This window comes from Candidatus Thioglobus sp. NP1 (genome assembly GCF_003326015.1).
Taxonomy (GTDB): Bacteria; Pseudomonadota; Gammaproteobacteria; order PS1; family Pseudothioglobaceae; genus Pseudothioglobus; species Pseudothioglobus singularis_A.
In genome coordinates this window covers 1,016,158-1,039,093 of record NZ_CP023860.1, presented here as the reverse complement: position 1 = coordinate 1,039,093, position 22,936 = coordinate 1,016,158, and the positions used below count along the sequence as shown (strand labels likewise).

General features: G+C 37.0%; 22 protein-coding genes. 5 read left to right on the top strand and 17 right to left on the bottom strand.

Going from position 1 to position 22,936, the window contains the following annotated elements; genetic code table 11:
* Positions 1 to 29 precede the first annotated feature (29 nt).
* Positions 30 to 1,529, bottom strand: coding sequence for a glycerol kinase GlpK (glpK, locus tag CRN91_RS05345; RefSeq protein ID WP_114115409.1), 1,500 nt, complete (start codon positions 1,527 to 1,529; stop codon positions 30 to 32).
* 152 nt (positions 1,530 to 1,681) lie between these two features.
* Here glpK and CRN91_RS05340 point away from each other — a divergent pair, with 152 nt between their 5' ends.
* Together CRN91_RS05340 and CRN91_RS05335 are read left to right on the top strand one after the other, a co-directional pair.
* A complete protein-coding gene (locus tag CRN91_RS05340) occupies positions 1,682 to 2,470 on the top strand; it encodes an IclR family transcriptional regulator (protein WP_114115408.1) in 789 nt (262 codons plus the stop codon).
* A gap of 18 nt (positions 2,471 to 2,488) precedes the next feature.
* The gene (locus CRN91_RS05335; RefSeq protein WP_114115407.1) at positions 2,489 to 3,547 is read left to right on the top strand and encodes an ABC transporter ATP-binding protein; all 1,059 of its coding nucleotides are present in this window, start codon (positions 2,489 to 2,491) and stop codon (positions 3,545 to 3,547) included.
* Between the two features lie 6 nt (positions 3,548 to 3,553).
* Here the strand turns inward: CRN91_RS05335 and CRN91_RS05330 are convergent, their stop codons facing one another.
* From CRN91_RS05330 to CRN91_RS05285, 10 genes are all read right to left on the bottom strand, one after another.
* Positions 3,554 to 5,455 carry a beta-galactosidase gene (locus tag CRN91_RS05330; protein WP_114115406.1) on the bottom strand — a complete coding sequence of 634 codons (1,902 nt, stop codon included), beginning with the start codon at positions 5,453 to 5,455 and terminating at the stop codon, positions 3,554 to 3,556.
* 7 nt (positions 5,456 to 5,462) lie between these two features.
* On the bottom strand, positions 5,463 to 6,326 hold the full coding sequence (locus CRN91_RS05325) for an SMP-30/gluconolactonase/LRE family protein (protein WP_114115405.1): 864 nt from the start codon (positions 6,324 to 6,326) through the stop codon (positions 5,463 to 5,465).
* Entirely contained in the window at positions 6,326 to 6,928 is a 603-nt protein-coding gene (locus tag CRN91_RS05320; RefSeq protein WP_114115404.1) for a 2-dehydro-3-deoxy-6-phosphogalactonate aldolase, read from the bottom strand. Before CRN91_RS05320 ends, CRN91_RS05325 begins: the two co-directional genes overlap by 1 nt.
* Before the next feature lie 10 nt (positions 6,929 to 6,938).
* The gene (locus CRN91_RS05315; RefSeq protein ID WP_254424916.1) at positions 6,939 to 7,850 is read right to left on the bottom strand and encodes a 2-dehydro-3-deoxygalactonokinase; all 912 of its coding nucleotides are present in this window, start codon (positions 7,848 to 7,850) and stop codon (positions 6,939 to 6,941) included.
* A 7-nt stretch (positions 7,851 to 7,857) separates the two neighbouring features.
* Positions 7,858 to 8,628 (bottom strand): SDR family NAD(P)-dependent oxidoreductase, encoded by a 771-nt coding sequence (locus tag CRN91_RS05310; RefSeq protein WP_114115402.1) that lies wholly within the window; start codon positions 8,626 to 8,628, stop codon positions 7,858 to 7,860.
* Complete coding sequence (locus CRN91_RS05305) at positions 8,628 to 10,343, bottom strand: IlvD/Edd family dehydratase (protein ID WP_114115401.1); 1,716 nt, start codon at positions 10,341 to 10,343, stop codon at positions 8,628 to 8,630. The genes CRN91_RS05310 and CRN91_RS05305 overlap by 1 nt, the downstream gene beginning before the upstream one ends.
* Positions 10,340 to 12,424 (bottom strand): alpha-galactosidase, encoded by a 2,085-nt coding sequence (locus CRN91_RS05300; protein ID WP_114115400.1) that lies wholly within the window; start codon positions 12,422 to 12,424, stop codon positions 10,340 to 10,342. The genes CRN91_RS05305 and CRN91_RS05300 overlap by 4 nt, the downstream gene beginning before the upstream one ends.
* Positions 12,421 to 13,269, bottom strand: coding sequence for a carbohydrate ABC transporter permease (locus CRN91_RS05295; protein ID WP_114115399.1), 849 nt, complete (start codon positions 13,267 to 13,269; stop codon positions 12,421 to 12,423). The genes CRN91_RS05300 and CRN91_RS05295 overlap by 4 nt, the downstream gene beginning before the upstream one ends.
* Before the next feature lie 2 nt (positions 13,270 to 13,271).
* Positions 13,272 to 14,159, bottom strand: coding sequence for a carbohydrate ABC transporter permease (locus tag CRN91_RS05290; RefSeq protein ID WP_114115398.1), 888 nt, complete (start codon positions 14,157 to 14,159; stop codon positions 13,272 to 13,274).
* Between the two features lie 80 nt (positions 14,160 to 14,239).
* Complete coding sequence (locus tag CRN91_RS05285) at positions 14,240 to 15,472, bottom strand: ABC transporter substrate-binding protein (RefSeq protein ID WP_114115397.1); 1,233 nt, start codon at positions 15,470 to 15,472, stop codon at positions 14,240 to 14,242.
* 260 nt (positions 15,473 to 15,732) lie between these two features.
* On the opposite strand from CRN91_RS05285, the gene tatA reads away from it, so the two are divergent.
* From tatA to tatC, 3 genes are read left to right on the top strand one after another with little or no spacing between them, the layout of a single operon-like run.
* Positions 15,733 to 15,942 (top strand): twin-arginine translocase TatA/TatE family subunit, encoded by a 210-nt coding sequence (gene tatA, locus CRN91_RS05280; protein WP_114115396.1) that lies wholly within the window; start codon positions 15,733 to 15,735, stop codon positions 15,940 to 15,942.
* Between the two features lie 33 nt (positions 15,943 to 15,975).
* A complete protein-coding gene (tatB, locus tag CRN91_RS05275; protein WP_114115395.1) occupies positions 15,976 to 16,215 on the top strand; it encodes a Sec-independent protein translocase protein TatB in 240 nt (79 codons plus the stop codon).
* The gene (tatC, locus tag CRN91_RS05270; protein ID WP_114116068.1) at positions 16,208 to 17,062 is read left to right on the top strand and encodes a twin-arginine translocase subunit TatC; all 855 of its coding nucleotides are present in this window, start codon (positions 16,208 to 16,210) and stop codon (positions 17,060 to 17,062) included. Before tatB ends, tatC begins: the two co-directional genes overlap by 8 nt.
* A 10-nt stretch (positions 17,063 to 17,072) precedes the next feature.
* Here the strand turns inward: tatC and CRN91_RS05265 are convergent, their stop codons facing one another.
* From CRN91_RS05265 to CRN91_RS05240, 6 genes are all read right to left on the bottom strand, one after another.
* On the bottom strand, positions 17,073 to 17,921 hold the full coding sequence (locus tag CRN91_RS05265; protein WP_114115394.1) for an endonuclease/exonuclease/phosphatase family protein: 849 nt from the start codon (positions 17,919 to 17,921) through the stop codon (positions 17,073 to 17,075).
* Positions 17,918 to 18,736, bottom strand: a complete 819-nt coding sequence (locus CRN91_RS05260; protein WP_114115393.1) for a carbohydrate ABC transporter permease — start codon at positions 18,734 to 18,736, stop codon at positions 17,918 to 17,920. The genes CRN91_RS05265 and CRN91_RS05260 overlap by 4 nt, the downstream gene beginning before the upstream one ends.
* The gene (locus tag CRN91_RS05255) at positions 18,733 to 19,608 is read right to left on the bottom strand and encodes a carbohydrate ABC transporter permease (RefSeq protein ID WP_114115392.1); all 876 of its coding nucleotides are present in this window, start codon (positions 19,606 to 19,608) and stop codon (positions 18,733 to 18,735) included. The genes CRN91_RS05260 and CRN91_RS05255 overlap by 4 nt, the downstream gene beginning before the upstream one ends.
* A gap of 68 nt (positions 19,609 to 19,676) precedes the next feature.
* Positions 19,677 to 20,954, bottom strand: a complete 1,278-nt coding sequence (locus CRN91_RS05250; protein ID WP_114115391.1) for an ABC transporter substrate-binding protein — start codon at positions 20,952 to 20,954, stop codon at positions 19,677 to 19,679.
* 56 nt (positions 20,955 to 21,010) lie between these two features.
* Entirely contained in the window at positions 21,011 to 22,048 is a 1,038-nt protein-coding gene (locus tag CRN91_RS05245) for an ABC transporter ATP-binding protein (protein ID WP_114115390.1), read from the bottom strand.
* A complete protein-coding gene (locus CRN91_RS05240) occupies positions 22,045 to 22,818 on the bottom strand; it encodes a DeoR/GlpR family DNA-binding transcription regulator (protein WP_114115389.1) in 774 nt (257 codons plus the stop codon). The genes CRN91_RS05245 and CRN91_RS05240 overlap by 4 nt, the downstream gene beginning before the upstream one ends.
* Positions 22,819 to 22,936: the final 118 nt, after the last annotated feature.

The following is a 22,936-nucleotide window of genomic DNA, read 5'->3' as shown; positions in this document are numbered from 1 at the left end:
ATTTTAATGAAATTAGCTAGTCGTTTGAACTACTTATTAGAAAGTGTTCTTTCAACTGCATCCTTCCAGCCCGCGAGTTTTTTCTCTCTTTGATCATCATTTATTATTGAATTAAATTGATTCTCAGATTGCCAGGATTTTGCAAACTCATCCATAGAAGGATAGAAACCAACCTGCATACCGGCTAAATACGCAGCACCTAAAGCTGTTGTCTCTAAATTTTTTGGCCTATCTACTGGCAGTTGAACTAAATTAGCAAGGGTTTGCATTGTCCAATTTGAGGCTGCCATCCCTCCATCTACTCTGATAGCATTTAATTTATTTTCTCCCAAATCTTTTGAAATTGCTGTCAAAAGATCAGATGTTTGATAACACACAGACTCAAGTGTGGCTTTTGCAATTTCAGCGGGGCCTGTATTTCTTGTAAGGCCATAAAGTGCACCTCTACAATCTGGATCCCAATAAGGCGCACCAAGCCCAACAAATGCTGGAACTAAATAAACCTCTTGACTAGAATCAGCCTCCATAGCAAGAACTTCTGACTGTTCAGCTGACTCTATCAATTTTAGTCCATCTCGAAGCCACTGAACGGCTGCACCAGCTACAAATATTGAACCTTCTAGTGCGAAGCATGGCTTTCCATTAATTTGAAAGGCAAAAGTAGTTAATAATTTATTATTAGATTTAACTGGCTTATCTCCAGTATTAATCAAAACAAAACAGCCAGTCCCATAGGTTGATTTAACCATTCCAGGTTTAAAGCAAGCTTGGCCAACTAGGGCAGATGGTTGATCTCCAATTAAGCAAGAGATAGGTATCTCAGCACCAAATATACTGTCATGAATATTACCAAAATTTGCAGCATTATCATAAACTTTTGGGAGCATTGATTTAGGTATATCAAATAGCTCTAGTAAATCATCATCCCAGCAACCATCATGAATGTTATACAAAAGAGTTCTGCAAGCATTTGTTGCATCTGTGGAGTGGACCTCATGATTACTTAATCGCCATAATAAAAAACTATCTATAGTTCCAAATAGTAATTCGCCAGCATTTGCTTTTTTTCTAGCACCATTGACATTATCAAGAATCCAGGCAATCTTAGTAGCACAAAAATAAGGATCAAGCAGAAGTCCAGTTTTTTGCGTAACCATTTCCTCATTGCCAAATTCTCGAAGCTTTAGGCATTTATCAGAGGTTCTTCTATCTTGCCATACAATTGCATTGTAAATTACTTCTCCCGTTTTTTTATCCCAAACGACGGTTGTTTCTCGTTGATTAGTAATTCCTACTGAAGCAATTTGATTTGGCCTTATATCTGCCTCATTAATAGCTTTATTGCAACTTTCTAATGTGGAAAGCCAAATTTCTTCTGGATCATGCTCAACCCATCCAGAATCTGGGAAAAATTGCGTAAATTCTTTTTGACCTACTGCAATAATTTGGTAATTTATATCAAATAAAATTGCTCGAGAAGAGGTTGTGCCCTGATCAATTGATAGAATATATTTTTCTGAACTAACCATAATAATAAATACTATTTCCAAATAATGAAACTTTGTTCTACTATTGTAAACTAATAAAAATAGTATACATAATCTGCTAAAATTATAACCCTAAATAGACTGTTAATAGTGAACAACAAGAAGTTTAAATTCAATAATATTTGTATGAGAATATGGCTGTAGATATAAGGGGTGATGGAACAGTAGGAAAAGCTTTAGATGTTCTAAATGAAGTTGCAGAACTTGGAACACCTGTGCGCTTTTCAAGTCTTCTTAAAACTAGCAAATATCCTAAAGCAACTCTTTATAGATTGCTTCAAACCTTACTTAACCAAAATATGTTGAGTTACAATGAAGAAGAGCAGACTTATAAGTTAGGCTTAAAACTAGTTCGGATGGCTCATGCAGCATGGCTTCAAAGCTCTTTAGCCCCAATAGCACTCCCATTTATTGATGAACTTTCTGAGAAAGTAGGTGAAACAGTTCATCTTGCACAGCTTGATAATGGTCAGGTACTCTATGTTGACAAACGAAACCCTAGCTCACCAATTGAAATGTACTCTCAAGCTGGCAAAGTTGGCCCTGCCTACTGCACTGGAGTAGGAAAGGCAATGATGGCATTTTTAGATGAAGATGCGCTAAGTAGAGTTATTTCTAAACAAGCATTCTTTAAATATACTGACTTTACAATTACCTCAGAAAAAGCGCTTCGCAAAGAACTAACTATAATAAAAAAGCAAGGAATAGCCTTTGATAAACAGGAGCATGAAGTAAAAATTATTTGTATTTCGTCTCCTATTTTGTCTTCAAAAGGTAGAGTGATTGGTGGCTTATCAATCACCAGCTCAATTGACATTCACAGCTTAGAGAGCCTTCAAGAATTCAAGCCTCAACTACTTAAGACCTCAGAACTAATTGGGAAAGAAGCTGGTGCATGGAATTTTCCTGAACAAAACAACTAATATAAGGACACCTTTGATATGGCATCATTAAAGATATCTAAAGCGACAAAGAAATACGATAAATTGCAAGTTATCCATGGAATTGATTTAGAAATCGAGGACGGTGATTTTTGTGTTTTTGTTGGGCCATCAGGTTGTGGAAAATCAACATTACTCAGAATGATCTCTGGCCTTGAAGAAGTAACCACTGGTGAGATTCATATTGGTGATAAAGATGTCACTAAGATGCATCCAGCGGACAGGGGCATTGCAATGGTTTTTCAATCTTACGCTTTATATCCACATATGACGGTTAGAGAAAATATGGGCTTTGGTCTTAAAATGACAAAAGTTCCTACTGATGAAATTAACAAGAAAGTTAATGATGCTGCGAGTATTTTGCACCTTGAAGATTACATGGATAGAAAGCCTAAAACCTTGTCAGGTGGACAAAGACAAAGAGTTGCCATTGGAAGGTCAATTGTAAGGGGTCCAGAAGTATTTTTATTTGATGAGCCTTTATCAAATCTTGATGCGGAACTTAGGGTTGAAATGCGCGTTGAAATCTCTCGTCTTCATCGTGAACTAGGGACAACTATCATTTATGTCACCCATGACCAAGTAGAAGCAATGACGCTCGCCGATAAAATAGTCGTTCTAAAAGAGGGTTTAATTCAGCAAGTAGGTAAACCATTAGAGTTATATGAAGATCCACAAAATATTTTTGTTGCAGGCTTTATTGGCTCACCAACAATCAATTTTTTAAAAGGAAATATTGTTGATTCAAAGTTAACAATACCTAATCTTAAGTCCTCAAAAATCAAAGTAAGTAAAGCAGTTGCCTCATCTAAGTCAGAGTTAATTGTTGGATTAAGGCCTCAGCAATTAAAGCTCACTAAGTCAGGAGATCTTGAAGTAGAATTCACTGAAGCTCTTGGAGACATTTCGTATGTTTACTTAAAAACCTTGAGTGGTGAAAGAGTTGTTGTAGAGTCAAGAGAGGAAAAATTGCCCTTAACAGGATCAAAAGTTGGAATAGCAGCAAACACAACTTCAGCCCTATTTTTTGACCCTAAAACCGAACTTCGAGTCAAATAACCTTTCTTAAAGAGGTTCCCAGAAAACCCCAGAAGGAGGAAGACTAACTGAACTGACATTCGTTTCTTTCTCACTGTAGTTGAACCAAAATCGATGTTTATGTGTTTCACGTACTCTTACGCAATCAGGCAGATCCATTGTAGAAATATTTTGAGATAAACAAGCATCCCTAAATATTCTTGTTAACGCCTCCTGATTACCCCAACCCGTTAAATATAGTCTATTTGTTTGTCCAATGAGTGCTGGACGGCCATCCTCACATTCCTCAATAACATTATCACAATCTACTAAAGTTTCCATCCAGCGATTAAAACTACCTCCAGCTTTAATTAAAATACTGGCATTTGGCCTCAAAGACTCAACACTAGCAACGGTACCAACAACGCCAGGAACTTCTGGTGGTAAGTCTTTTGGAATAGCCATATCTAATGTTTTTGAGCCAGATCTTGGACCTGAAATTAAAACGCCTTCAAAGGATTCAATTGCCACCTTAAGATCTGTATCGAAATGCATTAATCCAGGAGCAAGTACAATTTTATATCCAGTTAAATCTTTTTGATTTGGAGGGAGTATATCAACTGATAAACCAAGGCTTCGAAGAGCCTTATAGTATTCATAAACTAATTCAAAATAACTAAAGTCTTTACCTTGAGGCTGAATTTCCCATGCCCAACAGCTTTCATAATCAAAAATTATAGCGACCTTTGATTGAACTTGCTGAATGCCATCAAATTCTTTTAACTCAGAATTAACTTGAGAAGCTTGAGTTAAACCGGGTGCGCTTTCACCATCAGGTCTTTGCAGGCCAGCGTGCATTTGTTCCTGAGCAAAAGGAGCTTGTCTCCAGCGAAAATAACTTACCACTTCTGCGCCATGAGCAATGGCCTCCCAAGACCAAAGCCTAACCGCTCCACGAGCAGGTTCAGGGTTGTAAGGAGCCCAATTCACAGGTCCTGGTTGCTGCTCCATTACCCACCAACGGCCGCACCCAACAGTCCTGTATAGGTCATGATGAAATGCCTGAAAATCAGGATCTCCAAAGCGCATAAATTTAAGTTTAAAGTCTTCATTTTGAGTCGATCGATCTTCTAAAAAGCCCAAAGGATAGCTATCCCAACTAGCAATATCTAAATCATTACCTACTTCATAATGATCAAAATCTGTAATTTTTCCCATATAGTTATGAATAAGTGGCATTTTTGTATGTTCGCGCATTATTAAAACTTGGGCGCGGTTAAACTTAACTACTTGCTCAGAGCTAAACCTTCTGAAGTCTAATTCATGAATTGGATTCGCATCAGTAACGGTTAAATTTGGTAAATCAATTTGCTCAAAACTATTATATTCCATCGACCAGAAAACATTACTCCAAGACTCATTAAGATTTTCAATCGTCTTATATTTATTAGATAACCAAAGTTTAAACGAGCTTTCTGATGAAGCACTAAAAGACAACGTAGTGTTGTGACATCCATATTCATTATCTAATTGCCATGCTTTAATATAAGGGTTTTTTCCATATCGCTTTGCAACAAGCCTTGTAATCCTTGAAGACTCCTGGAGATAGCCTTGATGAGAAAAACAGTAATGTCTCCTTGAGCCAAATTTACGAGAACGTCCATCAGAATCAACTAGTAGCATATCCGGCCATTTATCTACAACCCACCTTGGAGGAGCTGCAGTTGGAGTGCTCATAACCACATTCAATCCAGCATTTCCTAATACTTTAATAGCTTGGTCAAGCCATTTAAAATTTTGAGCACCCTCTTCAGGCTCTAATCGACTCCAGGCAAATTCACCTATTCGAACCCAAGTTAAGCCTGACTCTATCATATCCTTAGCATCTTTTTCCCATTGAGTCTCTGACCAATGTTCTGGATAATAACAACTACCTAGTTTTGGAATCATAGTATTCTCATAATTTAACTTGATATTCAGCTAAACCAGTTATCTCTGATTGAAAATAAAATACTTTACCAGCTAAAGGCTCAACTTTTAAATTTTCATTATTTAAATTCTGATAGGCCGAAGTAGTATAAATAGTATTTAATGAGTCGCCGCCAAAAGCAGGACAAGTAACCTGAGAAACTGGAAAGTTAACTACTTGATCTAATTGACCATTAGAACTATATCTTGCCAGCCTAGAGGCGCCATACTGCGCATTCCATAGAAATCCCTCACTATCACATACTGAGCCATCAGGACGAAGACCTTGAGGCTCCAGATCAACAAAAATAACTGGTTCATGAGCAGGCCAGCCATTAGATTCATCTAATTTCTGCTTCCAAATTTTCTGTTTACGTGTATCTGCAAAATATCCAAACTTTTTATCTGGGGAAAAGCAAATGCTATTAGGGATTGTAATATTCTGGTGTAACTGTCTTAGCTCACCTTTATAGAAGCGATAAATAGAACCAGCATCTGCTTGCGCATTAAGTCCCATTGTACTAATCCAAAAACCGCCCCATGGATCAGCGCGCCCATCATTTGATCGGGTGTGAACCATATCAGCCTCTAAATCAACGATCACTTCTCTTTCATCAGTTGCTAAGGTAAGTTTACTTAATGAGGATGCAGTCGCAACCATTAAATGCTCCTCATCAATCCATCCTGCAGCCGAAACTGGCTCAGAAAATACCCAAGTTTTAAGTTTAGAGTTATTCCAGTTATGCATCTTAAAGGAATTTATATCAAACCAGAATAGAGACTTTAGTTTTGGATGCCATAATGGGCCTTCACCCAAATCAGACGAATCTAAGGGAAGATAGTCACTTATCATTATTGCGCTTCATCATAAGCCAAAACAATCGACTCAGCCTTCTTAGAAACTATGTTTAGGGATTCGCCAGCCTTGTATAACCCTGAGCCTATTCCAAAACCAGTAGCACCGGCTTTGATCCAAGATGAAAAGTTTTTTGGACCAACACCGCCAACCATGAAAAGAGGCATATCTGATGGCAAAACAGCCTTTAATGCGATTAAATTGTCTTCTCCAATAAGAGAGGCTGGAAAAAACTTCAAACCATCAGCTCCACAATGTATTGCAGAGAAGCACTCTGTTGGAGTTATAACTCCTGGATAGCTCAATATATTTGCCTCTTTAGTTGCTTTAACAACATCAGGATTAAAATTAGGCGAAACAATAAAATTTACACCAATTTTAGCAAGGACTTCAACCTGCTTTATATCTGTTACTGTTCCAGCACCAAATTGAATTGATCCTTCAAATTCATCACGAAGCAGCTCAATACTTTCAAAAGCACTAGGTGAATTAAGAGGCACTTCGACTTGGCTTATTCCGGCTTTAACAATAACATGAGCTATATCAAGAACCTCTTTTGGTTTAACACCTCGTAATATAGCAATTATATTTCTATTCATATTCTTACTCTTATTCAGAGTGCAACTCCATATAAGCAGAGGTCAGTCCTGATAAAGTAGCAGCCTCAAGGCTGAAAGCATGACTTTCACCACCAAGTATTTTTAATCCTTCTTGATAATTATTAGTTAGAAGCTCAGAGCCAATAAGGATGACATTTTTATCTTTCCAGTAGCTTATTGCTCCGTTAAGCTCAACTCCCAATAGCAATCCAGAAAGAGTTGCTCTTGCAGAATTAGAATCTAAATCATTAACTATTGATTCAGATCGTAATGAAAAAAGATCCGAAGCAATTAGACCTGGGTTGTCAAAACCCTTGATAACTCCGTTATCAAAACTAACTTGATCCCACCCTTCCGACTCAATTGAGTGCTTAATTAAAGTGTTGTTAGAAATTACGCCAAAAAGCTCACCCGTCATAAAAGTTCTAAAATTTTCTATTTGACCTGCCCTTACATTTACCCATTTTGTATGGGTACCAGGAAGGCAAACAATACCATCAAAGCTTGGATTTTCTTTAATAAATCCAGCAATTTGGGTTTCCTCACCCCTCATAATATCTGCAGGCTTATGCTGCATTACTCCCGGAACTAGGTTGACTTGAATCCTTGAATCCTTGGTACTGGCAACTGTAATTTGAATTTTATCGATAGGCACGCATGGGGTCTTTAAATACGGCGTTTCAACCCACCCTTGACGAGCACCAACCATTCCACAAGCCATAACAGATGTTACTTTTTCGCTATCAAGCCAGCTTTCAATAAGACGCAATAATACTGGCTCAAACTCATTCTGCTGGAGATCTTTCATGCCTTCATTCGACTCACTATAAGCAAGAACTTCGCCTTTTTCGTCAATAGCCCAAGCGCGCATATGGGTTGTCCCCCAATCTGCAGCAATCCATTTAGCTTTAATATCTCTCATTATTTTTTTATCCTGTAACTACTACGCCACCATCAATCACTAAAGCTTGGCCAGTCATCATTCGTGATGCATTCGAAGCTAAAAATAAAGTGGAGTCAATTAAATCGTTAGGCAATAAGTGTTCCTTAATGCATTGTTTATCCATGTGAATTGCTAAATCTTTTTCATTTGCCCACAGCTTTAGCTGTCTTTCAGTTAAAACCCAACCTGGGATTAGTGTGTTCACTCTAATGCCATCAGCGCCAAGCTCTCTCGCTAAACTTCTTGTTAGACCTGTAATTCCAGCTTTAGAAGTAACATAAGCAGGCAAGCCTGCATTGCCCATCATGTAAGAGTTTGATGAAAAATTAATAATACTGCCGCCACCTTGAGTTTTCATAAAAGGAGCCACAGCCTGTGCTGTAAAGAAATGAGGCCTTAGATTGATATTAATTGACTGATCCCATTCTTCTGTAGTCATTGCAGCAAGTGTGTGGCGTGTGTCATTAGCGGCATTATTTATAAGCACATTAATTCCACCATTAGCCTTGCTAGCATCTGAAATTGCAGACTTTAGAGCATCAATATCAGTAATATCACATTTAATAAATAAGGGATTATATTTATATTTTGAGGAAATTTCATCTAGAAATTCATCACAATCTGATCTCTGCACAAAGGCAACTTTAGCGCCTTGAGCTAAAAAGCCCTCTGTCAATGAAGCCCCTATTCCTGAGCCACCTCCAGTTATAAAAACTGAAGCATCCTCTAAATCTTTAAAAATTGCGTAATTATTCATTAATGAGATTCTCGTGTTGGAAGGCGAGTATCTTTGCCTACTAGGAAGTCTAAGTCTGCACCTTTGTCAGCTTGCATGACATGTTCAATATAAAGTTTTGCGTATCCACGGGTGTAATTTACTTTTGGCTCTTTCCTTGCCTTAAGACGTTTGTCAATTTCAGACTCTGCAACTAAAAGCTCAAGCACTCCATTAAAAGCATCAAGTCGAATAAGGTCACCAGTCTCAACTATTGAAATAGGGCCACCTACATTTGCCTCAGGAGACACATGAAGCACTATAGTTCCAAAGGCAGTGCCTGACATTCGAGCATCTGAAATACGTATCATATCTCGAACACCTTGCTCAATTAATACCTTTGGTATTGGCATATTACCAACCTCAGGCATTCCTGGATAGCCCTTCGGTCCACACCCCTTTAAAACTAGAATAGAGTCTTTTGTTACTGGAAGGTCAGGTCTATCAATATTAGCCTTTAGATCTTCAATGTCTTCAAATACATAAGCCAAGCCTTCATGCTTTAATAGCTCTTGTGTTGCAGCAGCAGGCTTAATAATTGCTCCATTTGGAGCCAAATTCCCTCTCAATACTTTTAAACCTGCAGCAGGCTTTAGTGGGTTATTTATTGGCCGAATGACGTCCTCATTGAATGTTTCAGCACCTTTAAAGTAGCTGGTTATATCTTTGTTTAGAACCGTATTAGCTGGCTTAATATGATTCTTAATTTGATCTAATACTGCTGGAACTCCTCCTGCATAACAAAAATCTTCCATTAGGTACTTACCTGAAGGCATACAATTAACAAGAAGCGGTATATCTGCCGCTTTCTCAAAGTCCTCCAAAGTAAGTTCAATTTCAGCTCTTCCCGCTAAAGCCAACAAGTGAATTACTGAATTAGTTGAACCGCCAACTGCGCTGTTCAGTGTAATCGCATTTTGAAAGCTCTCTTTTGTTAAAACTTTGGATAAGTTCAAACCCTCTTCCACCATTTCTACGATGCGCTTTCCTGTCATATGCGCAAGAGCCATTCTCCTTGCATCAACGGCTGGAATAGCCGCATTCGTTGGTAAACTTAAGCCCATCCCTTCAACCAAGCTTGCCATTGTGGATGCAGTCCCCATTGTCATGCAAACCCCAGATGAGCGGCTCATTCCTGTCTCAGCAGACATAAAATCTTGTAAAGACATATCACCAGCTCTAACGTCTTCAGAAAAGCGCCAAACATCAGTTCCAGAACCAATATCTTGGCCTTTATATTTACCATTAAGCATTGGGCCAGAAGAAACAACAATTGTCGGCAAATCGACACTTGCTGCACCCATTAATTGTCCTGGGGTAGTTTTATCACAGCCGCCTAGTAAAACAACGCCATCAATTCCATAAGCGCGAATACTTTCCTCGACATCCATAGATAAAAGATTTCGAAAAAGCATTGCGGTTGGTTTCATTTGGGTTTCACCTAATGACATTACAGGGAACTCAAGTGGTAGGCCTCCTGACTCCCAAACACCCCTCTTAACGCCTTCAGCTAAAGTTCTTAAACCTGCATTACATGGGGTTAACTCAGACCAAGTATTGCATATACCAATTATTGGGCGTCCATCGAAAGCATGGTCTGGGAATCCTTGGCTTTTCATCCAGCTTCGATGGATAAAACCATCTTTATCCATTTTTCCATACCAATTCGATGATCGACGCTTGTTAGCTTTACTCATGCAGCTTTATCCCCTTCTATTACCATCATGCTAGCTGGAAAAGCTTTAGGTAACTGCAGTCCATGGTTCATTAAAAATTGCCCACTAAGCTTCAATGTTTTTTGCAAAAGACCACCATCTGATTTACCAAGAGAGTTGATATGATTTTTGTTGTATAACGAGACATTATACATTGCCATTGAGTCTAGCCCAGATAGGACCAATGGAACTGGTGAGCTAAATTCTGATAAGGCATTTTGGCCAGCGAAAACAACAAAGTGATTCTCACTTGAATTAATTTGAATTTCAGCAGTTATGCTTTTATCGACACAAGGTAATCGTAAAATATTTGCATCTTTCATCCACTGACGATTCTCCTTCCACCAATTAGTAACGGCTTTAAGCAGTGCTTTATCTGAAGGTGACAGTGCACGCGGATCCATCTCAAATCCCATATGCCTTTGAGCTGCCACCCATGCTCTGAATGCTAGTGGAAGTTCACGCCCAGAGGTGTGACAAACCTTTGGCCCAACATGACTGCCCGTTATCGAAGTAGGCAACCATAAAATTGCCTCATGCTGAATACGTAACCTTTCAATTGCATCATTACTATCTGAAAGCCAAACTCTTTGTGTATTTTCTAGAATGCCATAATCTATTCGTCCACCTCCTGATGAGCAGGATTCAATCTCAACTTTTGGATACGCCAATCTAATTCGCTTTAGAAGAACATACAGGCTTTTTGTTTGCGAAGCATCGGGATAAGGCAGAACTCGATTATGGTCCCACTTAATATACTCAATTGGATACTCAGTTAACAATGCTGAAATTTTCTTAAAAAGGTAATCCTCAACATCTTTAATGGCAATATTAAGAACCAACTGATCTCGTCCAAGAGTTTGATCTTTGTGGCCCATTATCCATTCAGGATGCTGTCGATAAAGATTACTATTAGGGCTAACCATCTCAGGCTCAAACCACAAACCAAAAGACATTTTAAGAGAATGGATATGGCTAATTAATGGTTGCAATCCTGAAGGATATTTATTCTTGTCAACATCCCAGTCACCAAGACTAGAGTTAGCACTATCACGTCCTTTAAACCAGCCGTCATCCAGCACAAACCTTTCAGCACCAATTTCAGAAGCAAGGCTAGCTATTTCTTTTAATTGGTCAATATTATGATCAAAATATATAGCCTCCCAGCAATTGTAATGAACAGGCCTAACATTGTCCTTAGGTGCCTTAATAATTGAATTAGCTACGTGAGATCGAAATGACTTACCAACCCCGCTAATTCCGTTACTAGAATGGCTAATATATAGCTTTGCTGTTTCGAAGCTATTTCCAGAAATTAAATCACTATTTTCAGTATTGCCAAATTGAACTTGCCTACGACCATCTGGAAGTTGCTCTGCAATCATACGATGACCTCCAGACCAGCCGTAGTGAAAACCATAACAAGACCCTGAATTCTCTGAGCTTTCAATGGTTGGAATAAGAAGGCCAGGGAAATTTGCATGACTTGTTGTTCCAGACCTTGACTCACGCAGATGAGTACCAGTTACCCATGGAGTTATTTGGCTTCTGAATTCACCACCCCATTGACCTCCATAGTCAATCATTTCATTACTATTTTGAGGTGCTAGAATTACTGGAGCAGAAAACCAGTCCATAAATATTGGCTTTTTGCTGTCAATTTTGGCACTAAGGCTATACATATTACTTTCTTCAAAGGAAATGATTGTCAATGTATATGTTTGCTCTATGGCTTTGTCCAAAAAAACTAAGGACAATGAGTTGTCTTTTGCTTCATCTTTTAGAAAAACAAAGTTACTAGAGAGAATCATTCCATCAAGGCCTCTCATTTTGCATCCAAGCTGTCCTGGAAAATTTGCAGACTGCTCAGGTAAGACAGATAACTCTGGAACTTTATCCAGCAAGTTGTCCCCCCAATCTTTAGCCACTGCAGTAGATAAGGAGTTAAGATTTTCATTGTCAGGTAAACGACGACCCCAATATATAAGGCATGGAAGCCTATTATTCAAAGATAATAAAACCAAAGTTTGATCAAGAGTATCAAGGCGCCATTGATTAGTCACTTAACAGATCCAAGCGTTAGTCCAGCTATAAAGTGTTTTTGCATCAAAAAGAACATCACAACTGGTGGAAGTGCAGCAATTATTGAACCAGCTGCAACATAATGGTTATTGGTAATCCATTGCCCATTAAGAGAATTTATGCCAGCAGTAACTGGCATAGTGTCTGCACCTTGAGTTAAAACTAATGCCCAGAAAAAATCATTCCACACAAAAGTAAAAATTAGTACTGATAAAGCAGCTAATGCAGGGCGCATTAATGGCAATACGATGTACCAGAAAATTTTAAACTCCGACACACCTTCAACTCTTGCAGCCTCAATTAACTCAAAAGGAAGTGCACGTATAAAGTTACGCATAAAAAAAGTACAAAAGCCAGATTGAAAGGCAATATGAAAAGCCACAAGACCAGATATTGTGTTGTAAAGCCCGAGGGAGAGTGACAAGTCTCTAACTGGCACCATCAGTATTTGAAAAGGAATAAAGTTTCCTGCTACAAACATAAAAAATACTAATAAATTAAGTTTAAATTTATAAACACCTAGCGCAAAACCTGTAAGGCTTGAAATAGCTAAAGCACCAATAACAGTTGGAATAGTAACTTTAAAACTATTTAGAATGTAGTATGCAATTGGGGAGTCAGTAAATATAAAAGTATAGTTTTCAATTAAATTAAAGGAAGTTGGCATTCCCCAATAATTGCCAGAATTAATATCTGCCCCAGATCGAATTGAAGTTAAAGCAACTGCAATAAGTGGAAGCAGCCAAATAATAATTGAAATAGGTAATGCAATTTTATAGAGTCTTCGTGTTAATGGTTTTGTTCTTTCAATTGGGGTTGGAAACATTGCTAAACTCCTTTCTCAGTGCGGTACATTCTATAAAGAATTATTGCAATGTAAACCATCATTATAGCAAGCAAAATAACAGCAATTGCAGCCGCATAGCCCATTCGATATCCATACTCTGAAAAAGCTTTTTCGTACATAAAATAAGCTAAAACACGTGTTGATCCCCATGGACCACCCCTAGTCATAACTGAAATCAAATCAAATGATCTTAGTGCTCCAATTACTGTAACAACCACAGCAATAAAAGTTGCAGGCTTTAATTGGGGCAAGATTACGTACCACAACATTCTCCAGCCTCTTGCATTATCTATTCGGCCTGCTTCAATTTGTTCTGGATCTACAGAATTAAGTCCTGTTAAAAACAAAATCATACAATATGCAGTTTGGGGCCATAAACTAGCAGCAATAATTCCATAAGTAGCATAATCCTCGTCTGCCAATATCGCCACTGGATTAAATCCCATTCCTTCAAGCATTTGATTCAAAAGTCCATTTGTAGGATCATAAAACCAACTAAAAACCATGCCAACAACAACTTGAGAAATTACAAATGGAAAGAAAAATAGAGACTTATAAAATCTTATGCCTCTTACTGTTTGGTTTAAAAATAGCGCTGAAAATAAGCCTGCTGGGATTGCAACAAAGGTTAGAATCAACCATATTAAATTATTTTTTAAAGATGTATAAAAATCCTCATCATCGAGAAGTTCTATATAGTTTTCAACACCAATATAAGTCTTTTCACCAAGCCCGTCCCAATCATAAAAACTTAGACTTATAGATTGAAAAATTGGAAAAATAACATACAGGCAAAACATAAAAATGCCAGGAGCTAGAAAAATCCAAGGTGTTAACTTTAATTGATTATTTTTCCAATAAGAATACATAACTATTTAATATTAAAAATATTAAAAAAAAGTCCCGTGCCAAGAATACTTGAACACGGGACATAGTAAAACTTTATTGCTTAATAAAGTTTTTGACGAGCTTTTTCTAAACGCTCTAGAATCTTCTCTAGACGCTCAGGTTTAACCATGAACTCTTGTAAAGACTCCATACCTAATGCAGCCATTTCAGCAGGAATATCACGATCAAAATACTGAGAAAGAGCTGACGCATTATTTAGCTGTTCAAATCCAGCTTTAATAAACTTATCATCAGCAACTTCAGCACCTGAATTAGTAGGCAACTGACCAAGCGCTGCATTCCATGATGTTTGAACATCAGCACGCGCAGCATAAGCTAGAAAACGCTTAGCATCAGTAGGGTTTTTAGCATTCGCAGTTAAGTGAAGTGTATCACTTGGAGCTTCTTCTGCCATAGGAATTCCTGGAGTAATTTCTGGAAACTGGAAGAAACCTAACTGAGAATCATCCAAACCTAATTCACGTAATGGAGCTACTGCAAAGTTACCCATACAAACCATTGCACCCTCACCAGAAGCAAGAGGACCTAAGGCTTCTTGCCAAGTGTATGAAGCATGATTTTCATCAAAGTATTCCTTATCTACAAGCTCTTTATATTTAGCCATAGTAGCGCGCACTCTGTCATCGGTCCAAGCAACGTTTCCATTTGCAAGATCCATATGGAAATCATAGCCATTTGTTCTAAGATTTAAGTAATCAAAGATACAACCAGTAGTCCATAAATATTTAGTACCAATTGTTATTGGAGTAATATCATTTGCTTTAAGTGTGGCACTAGCTGACATGAACTGATCCCAAGTTTTAGGAACAGCAATACCTAAATCTTCAAAGATATCTTGACGATAGTACATTCCTACCTGGTAGTATGAAAATGGAATACCCCATTTCTTACCATCCATAGTCATACCTGCAGCTGATGATTTCATTAGAGTATAAAGACCTTGCTCAGCCCAAACATCATCAATTGGAGCAAAAAGCCCAGCATCAACATATGGAGCCATTCTGTTACCTGCATACCAGAAAGCTATATCTGGAGCGTCAGCAGTTAAAAAGTTACGGATAGCTGCCTTATAGCCTTCATGATCAAAAAGATTGTAAACAACGTTTACGTCTGGATTCTCAGCTTCAAAGCCATCAATAACAGCTTGAAATGCCGCCTTTGGCGCTGGATCAGACGTGTCACCATTGATGACAAGCGTTCCAGCAATAGCAGAAGTTCCAGCCAAGATAGTGGCTAAAGCAAGTGCTATTTGGGTTTTAAAGATTTTTTTCATTATATTAATCTCCTTTTATTAAAAAATAAATCTGTCGTGATTACATATTTGTTAGCCGTTGAGACATTAAATATGAGGAATCGCCATTTAGTATACATACATATCAATTCATAATTATAATTTTTTTTCCATATAATAACACTTTGTTCCACTATGTGAGACCCATCAAAAAAATGATTATTAAAGGGTTATAAAAGCTTATTATTGAATTAAAAATTTTAAAGTGTAAAATACAATGAGATTAATTAAGGAGAATATATATGGGCATGCCATCCCTTATGGAACTGATTATTATTTTAGTAATTGTGCTACTTATTTTTGGTGGGAAACGCCTCAAAAATATTGGTAGTGAACTTGGTGGAGCAATCAAAGGCTTTAAATCATCAGTTAAAGAAACTGAATCTAAAGACAAAGATGACATCATTGAAGCTAAAGTTGAAGCTAAGGATGATCATTCAGACTCTAAATAAAGAACCTTTCTTTCTTCATATTAAAAAATAATTATGTTTGATTTTGGTTTCTGGGAGATTGCCATTATTGGCATTATTACATTGATTGTTGTAGGGCCAACAAGAATGCCTGGACTTGCGAGAAAAGCTGGCCTCTATTTTGGTAAATTTAATAATTTTATTAATAAAATTAAAAATGATATTAATGATGAGCTTAAGGCTGATGAGCTTAGGGAAACCTTTACTCATAAAGAATCAAAAATAGACAAATCTAAAATACTTGATGATGACTAATAAATCTCAATCTGTAAACAAATTGTCATTAGTTCATTATCTTATTGAACTTAGACTAGCCCTTCTTAAATCTGCATTAGCAATTATAGTTCTCTTTCTCTTATTATTTCCTTTTGCTGATCAAATTTATACCTTTATTGCAGCGCCAATTGTTAAAGCAATACCAGGATCTAATTTAATTGCAATCGGTGTAATTTCACCATTTCTGACCCCATTAAAAATGTCTTTAATTCTCGCAGTCTATATCGCAATGCCTTACCTTCTCTATCAGCTATGGAAATTTGTTGCACCGGCACTATATCGTAATGAAAAAATAATAATCTTACCGCTAGTATTGTCTTCAACAACCCTTTTTTATAGTGGCCTCCTATTCTCTTTTTATGTTGTTTTTCCTGTAATTTTTAATTTCCTTGCAAATGTTGGCCCATCTTCTGTAGATTTCGCACCAGACATTCAATATTATCTTGACTTCATTATAAAAGTCTCGTTTGCATTTGGTGTCGCCTTTGAGGTTCCTATTGCAACTATCCTCCTAATTATATTTGGAGTGACTACCACTGAAAAATTAAAGAAAAATCGAGCTTATATTATTATTGGCTCATTTGTTCTTGGAATGCTGTTAACTCCTCCCGATGTTATTTCACAGTTTCTTATTGCAATTCCTATTTGGATATTATTTGAAGCTGGGTTATTTTTTTCAACCTTTTTTAAAATTCGTCATAAACACTCTTCTAATATAAAAGAATCAAATGATTGGAATAGTAAATCTCATAACAAAATGATGGATGAAATTGAAACTGAAATGTATGAAGATGCTGTTCTTAAAGGAAAAGAAAATAACTTATAATTTTAAAAATCTAAGATAAAGTAAAGATAACTGGCTGATGATCTGAAGCATCTATTTTTTCGTTTACAACAATATTTTGAAGATTCTCAGCTATATTAGAACTTACAAAACCATAATCTCTGCAATGGGGTCCCTGAGGCCATTGATCTGCGTCAAAAATACCACATGTAGGTCCATGTATTGAATTTGGGTTTAAATAACTCCAAGCATCAACCATTGACTCTGCACTATCTTCTTCTCCAATCATTAGATCATATTCGATTGAATTAGGAACAAAGTTAAAGTCTCCACAAATTAGCGCCCTACTAGCTCTTGCAAACTCTCTATATGGACTATTAATAATTTGCTCAGGAGGCATTAGTATAAGATCATTAATTTCTTTATCAATAGACTTAATTCTCTTAACTTGTTCACATCTTTGCAACTCAGAATGAAACTCAAGATGAGTCGTCATAACGCGAAGAGGATATAAAGCTGTTTGAACAGTTATTTCGCTAAGTTGTCTTGGCATTTGACGAAAAGAACTATCGACTGTTTGAGGCAACATATGATTAAAACTTGATAGAACTGGTAGTCGAGAAAGTATTAGATTTCCATATTGCTCTCTGTCATTGCTATCTTTACATTTAATATTATATGCTGGACCATACGAAGGCAAGTAATCACTAAAAATATTTGATAATTCTTTCACTTGATCTGGCCTTGAACCATCGACGAGTTGGCAGTTTATTGAAACCTCTTGAAGGCAAATAATATCTGGGTCACAAATATTAAGAATAGACTCTGCAATGCGATTTAATGATATTTTCTCATCAATACCTTTTCCATTCTGAATATTCCAAGTTAGAATCGTTATCACTTAATCCCAGCCTGCATGAATGATTGAACGAATTGCTTCTGAAATATTAAGAAAGCAATTAATAGAGGTGCTACCGAAATTAAAGTTGCTGCTGACATAACAGACCAATCTACTCCAGTTTCAGGGGCTGCAAAAATACCTAAACCAACTGTCAAAGGTCTTGTTTCAACAGAATTAGAAATAATAAGTGGCCATAGGAAATTATTCCAATGGTGGCTTACAGAAACTAAAGAAAAAGCAATAAATGTAGGGGTTGCTAGTGGCACATAAACCTTCCATAAAATTCCCATTGTACTGCAGCCTTCTAGTTGAGCTGCATCTTCTAGCTCCTTTGGAATTGATTTGAATGTTTGGCGCAATAAAAAAATACAAAAAGCACTTGCAACATAAGGTAGGCCCATACCCGTTATTGTGTCAACCAACCCAAGCTTAGAAAGTGTCACATAGTTTTGAACAATTAAGATTTCTGGCGTAATCATCAATTGCACCAGAACCAATGCAAATGCAACATTTGCACCAGTAAATTTAAAACGAACAAAAGCGTATGCTGCCAAAGTTGAAATTAACAGCTGTAATGGAAGTATGAATGAGACCAGTAGGAATGTATTCAAACCATATCTCATAAATGGTGCCTGACTCCAAGCCTCACGAAAGTTATCTAAAGTAAGGGGTGCTAGAAGGTCAAAATGAATAGCATCACCACTGTAATGGAACGCCGCCCAAAAAGCATAAAGGAGGGGAAGCACCCAAAAAGCTGCAAGAATATAGGCGCCCATCAACTCTATGCTTGTAGATATTCTTTTTTTATATGTCATCTGTAGTGGACTCGTTTTTCAATAAACAAAAATTGTGCTAAAGCTGTGAGCGCAAGTAATAATAATAAAAATATAGTTAATGCAGATGCATAAGATATATCTAAGAATGCAAAAGCAGTTTCATAAATATAATATAAGATTAAATTGCTCGCATTATCTGGCCCACCCTTAGTTAAGACAAATAAATGATCTACAAGTTTAAAAGAATTTAAAAAAGCATTAATAAGAACAAATAAGGTAGTAGGAAGAAGTAATGGGAATTGAATACGCCAAAAGTAATTCCAACGACTTGAGCCTTCAAGTTTTGAAGCCTCTTCGAGCTCTGGTGAAATAGTTTGTAAACCTGCAAGATAAAAAACCATAAAAAAACCAGCCTCTTTCCAAATAGTCATTACCATAATAGATGGAAGAACCGTTGTTGGACTTCCTAGCCAGTTTGTACTTTCAAAGCCAAAAATAGCCATAGTCTTATCAATTAATCCAATTTCTGGTGCATAAAAAAACAACCATATATTTGCCACAGCAATCATCGGAAGCATAGTTGGAGTAAAATAGGCCATACGAAGCAATCCTCTTCCTGGGATAGCCTTATTAACAATCAAAGCCATGATAATTGCTAGAGCAATTGATGTAGGAATAGTGCCAAGAGCTAGCCACATATTATTTACAAAAACTTTGAAAAAAATTGGATCACTTAACATACTCTCATAACTCTCAATTCCAGAGAATCTTTTTGGTCGTATAAATGACTTATTTGTATAAAGACTGTGAATGAATGTTGTTACAGTCGGATAGTGAGTGAACGCTAAAAGTAATATTGCTGCAGGAGCAAATAAAAGCCAACCTTGAAAATTACGAACGCTATCTTTCATATCTATTACTTTATTATTTTAAAAAATTAATTGGCGGACGCCATTAAAACGTCCGCCAAATTACCAATTTAACGGTAAGGTTTTAAAATACGCTCAGCAGCGGCTTGTGCCTCTGCAAGAGCTTCTTTAGGAGTTTTACTACCTACAAGTGCTGCTTGGATTGCATCATTCAATCCTTTTTTCACACGACTCGTTTGGTAAGTTGAAAATTCAGCTGTTGCATATTTAAGTTGATCTCTTGCAACTGCTGCTGGTGGAAAATCTGCAACATATGACTTTAAAGTATTTGTCTCATATGCATCAGCACTAACACCCATATATCCAGTAGCTACAGACCATTTAGCAGAATTTTCAGGAGCAGTCATAAACTTAATTAGCTTCATTGATGCTTCACGTTCTGCAGCAGTAGTGTCCTTAAACATATAGAAGTTTCCGCCACCTGTTGGAGTTCCACGACGCTTTCCTGCTGGAAGCATTGCTACACCAAAATCAAATTTAGCATTCTTTTTAACTGTAGTTAAGTTACCAGTTGAATGCCACATCATAGCTGTCTTACCTTCTAAGAAGTTTTGACGAAGCGTGCCCCATTCAATTGTTCCTTCAGGCATGATTTTATGCTCACTTCCAAAGGCCTTCCAAAGCTCAAGAGCAGCAACGACATCTGGATGATCAAAGTTAGTTTTATCACCACCTGTCATTAATGTTTGACCATTTTGCATAGCAAGCGCACCAAACATCCAATAAGGATAACCTGTAGATGGAATCATAAGACCCCATTGAGAGCCATCATCTTTAGTTAATGCTTTTGCAGCTGCAACAAGACCACCCCAAGTTGCTGGAGGTGTTTCTGGATCTAAACCAGCTTCACGGAAAGCATCTTTGTTGTAGTACATTACAATAGTTGAACGTTGGAAAGGAATACCCCAAGTCTTACCTGCTGTAATTCCATTTTCCATTAGTGACGGATAGAATGAGTTTAACCAAGCCTTATCTTCACTCGTTGAAACAACATCGTCAAAAGGTATAATTGCATCAAGCTCACGTAACTCATGAACATCAATTGAGAACATAACTGACAGCTGAGCTGGCTTTCCACTCTCTAGAGCAGCGAGTGCTTTGATTCTCGTATCATCATAGTTGCCTGAATAAATTGCATTTACTTCAATGTCAGGATTTTCTGACATAAAGTCTGCAACAATTGCATCAACCGTTTGTGTTAGAGCACCACCCACAGCAACTGGATAGTACATTGTCAATTCCGTTTTAGCTATTGCTGCACTGGATATCATAGAAATACCAAGAGCAACAGATAGGCTATACGAAAGTTTTCCAAAGAACTTATTCATATTTTCTCCTCGTTATTAATAATCGTAGTTTTTTTCATTTGCAATTATCAACATACCTACGAAGTTATACGTTGATTATTTTTTTTAAACAAATGCATATCATCTGAATTCCAGCTAATATTTAGCTTATCATTCAGATTAATTTTTGGCTGTCTAGGCTCACGTAGAAAGAAAACTTGGTCTAGATGACTGATTTTAAAAACAGTCTCTCCACCAAAGTAATCTATGCCTTTGACAATAACGGGTAATCCTTTTTCTGAGAAAGTAATATGCTCAGGTCTTATGCCAAGATTAATAGGATCTTTACAAGCTTTAATTTTGTTATTATTTTCTTTACTAAGAGCTGCCTCATCAATATTTTTTAGTTTTAAAATATTCATTGGAGGAAGTCCAATAAATTGAGCGCTAAAAATACTATTAGGATTGTTATATATCTCCTCAGGCGCACCTTTTTGAATAATTTCACCAGCATTAAGCAAAATAATTTGATCAGCCATAGACATTGCCTCCACCTGATCATGTGTGACATAAACAACAGTTAAACCCAATCTTTGCTGAAGGTCACGAATTTCATCTCTCATCTCTGCACGTAATTTGGAATCCAGATTTGATAATGGCTCATCCATTAAACAAACTGATTGATCAGAAACGATTGAACGAGCCAAGGCAACCCTTTGGCGCTGTCCACCTGATAAATTTGCAGGCTTTCTATCTAGTAAATCAGATAGCCCAACCGCTTTAGCCGCCTCTGCCACACGTTTTTCACGTTCATTAAGAGGCACTTTTCTTACTTTTAAACCAAACTGGATATTTTCTTTGACATTTAAGTGAGGGAATAGAGCATATGATTGAAATACCATAGAGACTCCTCTTTTAGAGGCCTCAAGATCGGTTACATCATGGTTTTTAATTTTAATATTTCCTGAGGTTACATTTTCAAGGCCTGATAACATTTTAAGAATTGTTGACTTACCACATCCTGATGGGCCTAATAAAACTGTAAAGGATTTCTCTGGGACTTTAAAAGATACATTTTTAACTGCATCAATTTCTGCCCAGCTTTTTGATAGATTTTTGACTTCTATTGCACTCAAAGCTCTTCCTCCTCACAAATGATTAATTGTGAATCAGAATCATTAATCAGTTGTTGTATTTCTTTAGGAGGTAATTGATCACAGAAAACTTTTGCTACGTCTTGTATTTGTCCTCCTCTTACATGTGCAGTTCTTCCAAATTTTTCATGGTCCAATACTAGGAGACCTTCTCTACAATTTTCAACAATAACCCTTCTGATCTTTACTTCTTCGTCATAAAAATCTAAAAGAACTCCATCCATATCTACACCAGCAACTCCAAAAACACCAAAGTCTGTTTTATAGGAATTAAAAAAACTTTCAACAGGGCTTCCAAGCATATCAAAATCACCACTTCTAATTCGGCCACCAGAGCAATAAACTTCAAAACTTGCATTGGCACTAGCAGTTTGAGCAATAATTATATTATTAGTGTATATTTTCAAATCCTTATGGCTTAATAAAGCCCTCATAACCATTTCAGGAGTTGTTCCAATCCCAAGTGATATAGAGCTTCCATCAGGAATTGAGCGAGCAACGTTTTTAGCAATTGCTCTTTTTGCTACCCTATTGAGAACTTGTCTTGTTCCATATGCAAGATTACCCTCAGTTGATAAAGGCTCAACTCCACCATGCCTTCTTCTAGCTTGACCAAAATCACATAATGCATTGATGTCTCTTCTAACAGTTTGAGTTGTTACATCAAATCTTTCGGCTAGACTTTCAACAGCAATAAATTCTTCTTGACGAAGAAGGTCTGAAATTTCAGCTTGACGGGCAGTTAAGTCCATTTATTAAATATTTATAGTTCACTTGAACAAAGATTCTACCATATTTATATAAAAATGAAGATTAATTTTTATCAAATGAATAAAAATATCAAAATATAGCTCAATAAAGCCTTATAAT

What these genes read in the sequence shown, in the direction of transcription:
- glpK (WP_114115409.1), bottom strand. Translation starts at nt 1,529, where the DNA reads ATGGTTAGTTCAGAAAAATATATTCTATCAATTGATCAGGGCACAACC.
- CRN91_RS05340 (WP_114115408.1), top strand. Translation starts at nt 1,682, where the DNA reads ATGGCTGTAGATATAAGGGGTGATGGAACAGTAGGAAAAGCTTTAGAT.
- CRN91_RS05335 (WP_114115407.1), top strand. Translation starts at nt 2,489, where the DNA reads ATGGCATCATTAAAGATATCTAAAGCGACAAAGAAATACGATAAATTG.
- CRN91_RS05330 (WP_114115406.1), bottom strand. Translation starts at nt 5,455, where the DNA reads ATGATTCCAAAACTAGGTAGTTGTTATTATCCAGAACATTGGTCAGAG.
- CRN91_RS05325 (WP_114115405.1), bottom strand. Translation starts at nt 6,326, where the DNA reads ATGATAAGTGACTATCTTCCCTTAGATTCGTCTGATTTGGGTGAAGGC.
- CRN91_RS05320 (WP_114115404.1), bottom strand. Translation starts at nt 6,928, where the DNA reads ATGAATAGAAATATAATTGCTATATTACGAGGTGTTAAACCAAAAGAG.
- CRN91_RS05315 (WP_254424916.1), bottom strand. Translation starts at nt 7,850, where the DNA reads ATGAGAGATATTAAAGCTAAATGGATTGCTGCAGATTGGGGGACAACC.
- CRN91_RS05310 (WP_114115402.1), bottom strand. Translation starts at nt 8,628, where the DNA reads ATGAATAATTACGCAATTTTTAAAGATTTAGAGGATGCTTCAGTTTTT.
- CRN91_RS05305 (WP_114115401.1), bottom strand. Translation starts at nt 10,343, where the DNA reads ATGAGTAAAGCTAACAAGCGTCGATCATCGAATTGGTATGGAAAAATG.
- CRN91_RS05295 (WP_114115399.1), bottom strand. Translation starts at nt 13,269, where the DNA reads ATGTTTCCAACCCCAATTGAAAGAACAAAACCATTAACACGAAGACTC.
- CRN91_RS05290 (WP_114115398.1), bottom strand. Translation starts at nt 14,159, where the DNA reads ATGTATTCTTATTGGAAAAATAATCAATTAAAGTTAACACCTTGGATT.
- CRN91_RS05285 (WP_114115397.1), bottom strand. Translation starts at nt 15,472, where the DNA reads ATGAAAAAAATCTTTAAAACCCAAATAGCACTTGCTTTAGCCACTATC.
- tatA (WP_114115396.1), top strand. Translation starts at nt 15,733, where the DNA reads ATGGGCATGCCATCCCTTATGGAACTGATTATTATTTTAGTAATTGTG.
- tatB (WP_114115395.1), top strand. Translation starts at nt 15,976, where the DNA reads ATGTTTGATTTTGGTTTCTGGGAGATTGCCATTATTGGCATTATTACA.
- tatC (WP_114116068.1), top strand. Translation starts at nt 16,208, where the DNA reads ATGACTAATAAATCTCAATCTGTAAACAAATTGTCATTAGTTCATTAT.
- CRN91_RS05260 (WP_114115393.1), bottom strand. Translation starts at nt 18,736, where the DNA reads ATGACATATAAAAAAAGAATATCTACAAGCATAGAGTTGATGGGCGCC.
- CRN91_RS05255 (WP_114115392.1), bottom strand. Translation starts at nt 19,608, where the DNA reads ATGAAAGATAGCGTTCGTAATTTTCAAGGTTGGCTTTTATTTGCTCCT.
- CRN91_RS05250 (WP_114115391.1), bottom strand. Translation starts at nt 20,954, where the DNA reads ATGAATAAGTTCTTTGGAAAACTTTCGTATAGCCTATCTGTTGCTCTT.
- CRN91_RS05240 (WP_114115389.1), bottom strand. Translation starts at nt 22,818, where the DNA reads ATGGACTTAACTGCCCGTCAAGCTGAAATTTCAGACCTTCTTCGTCAA.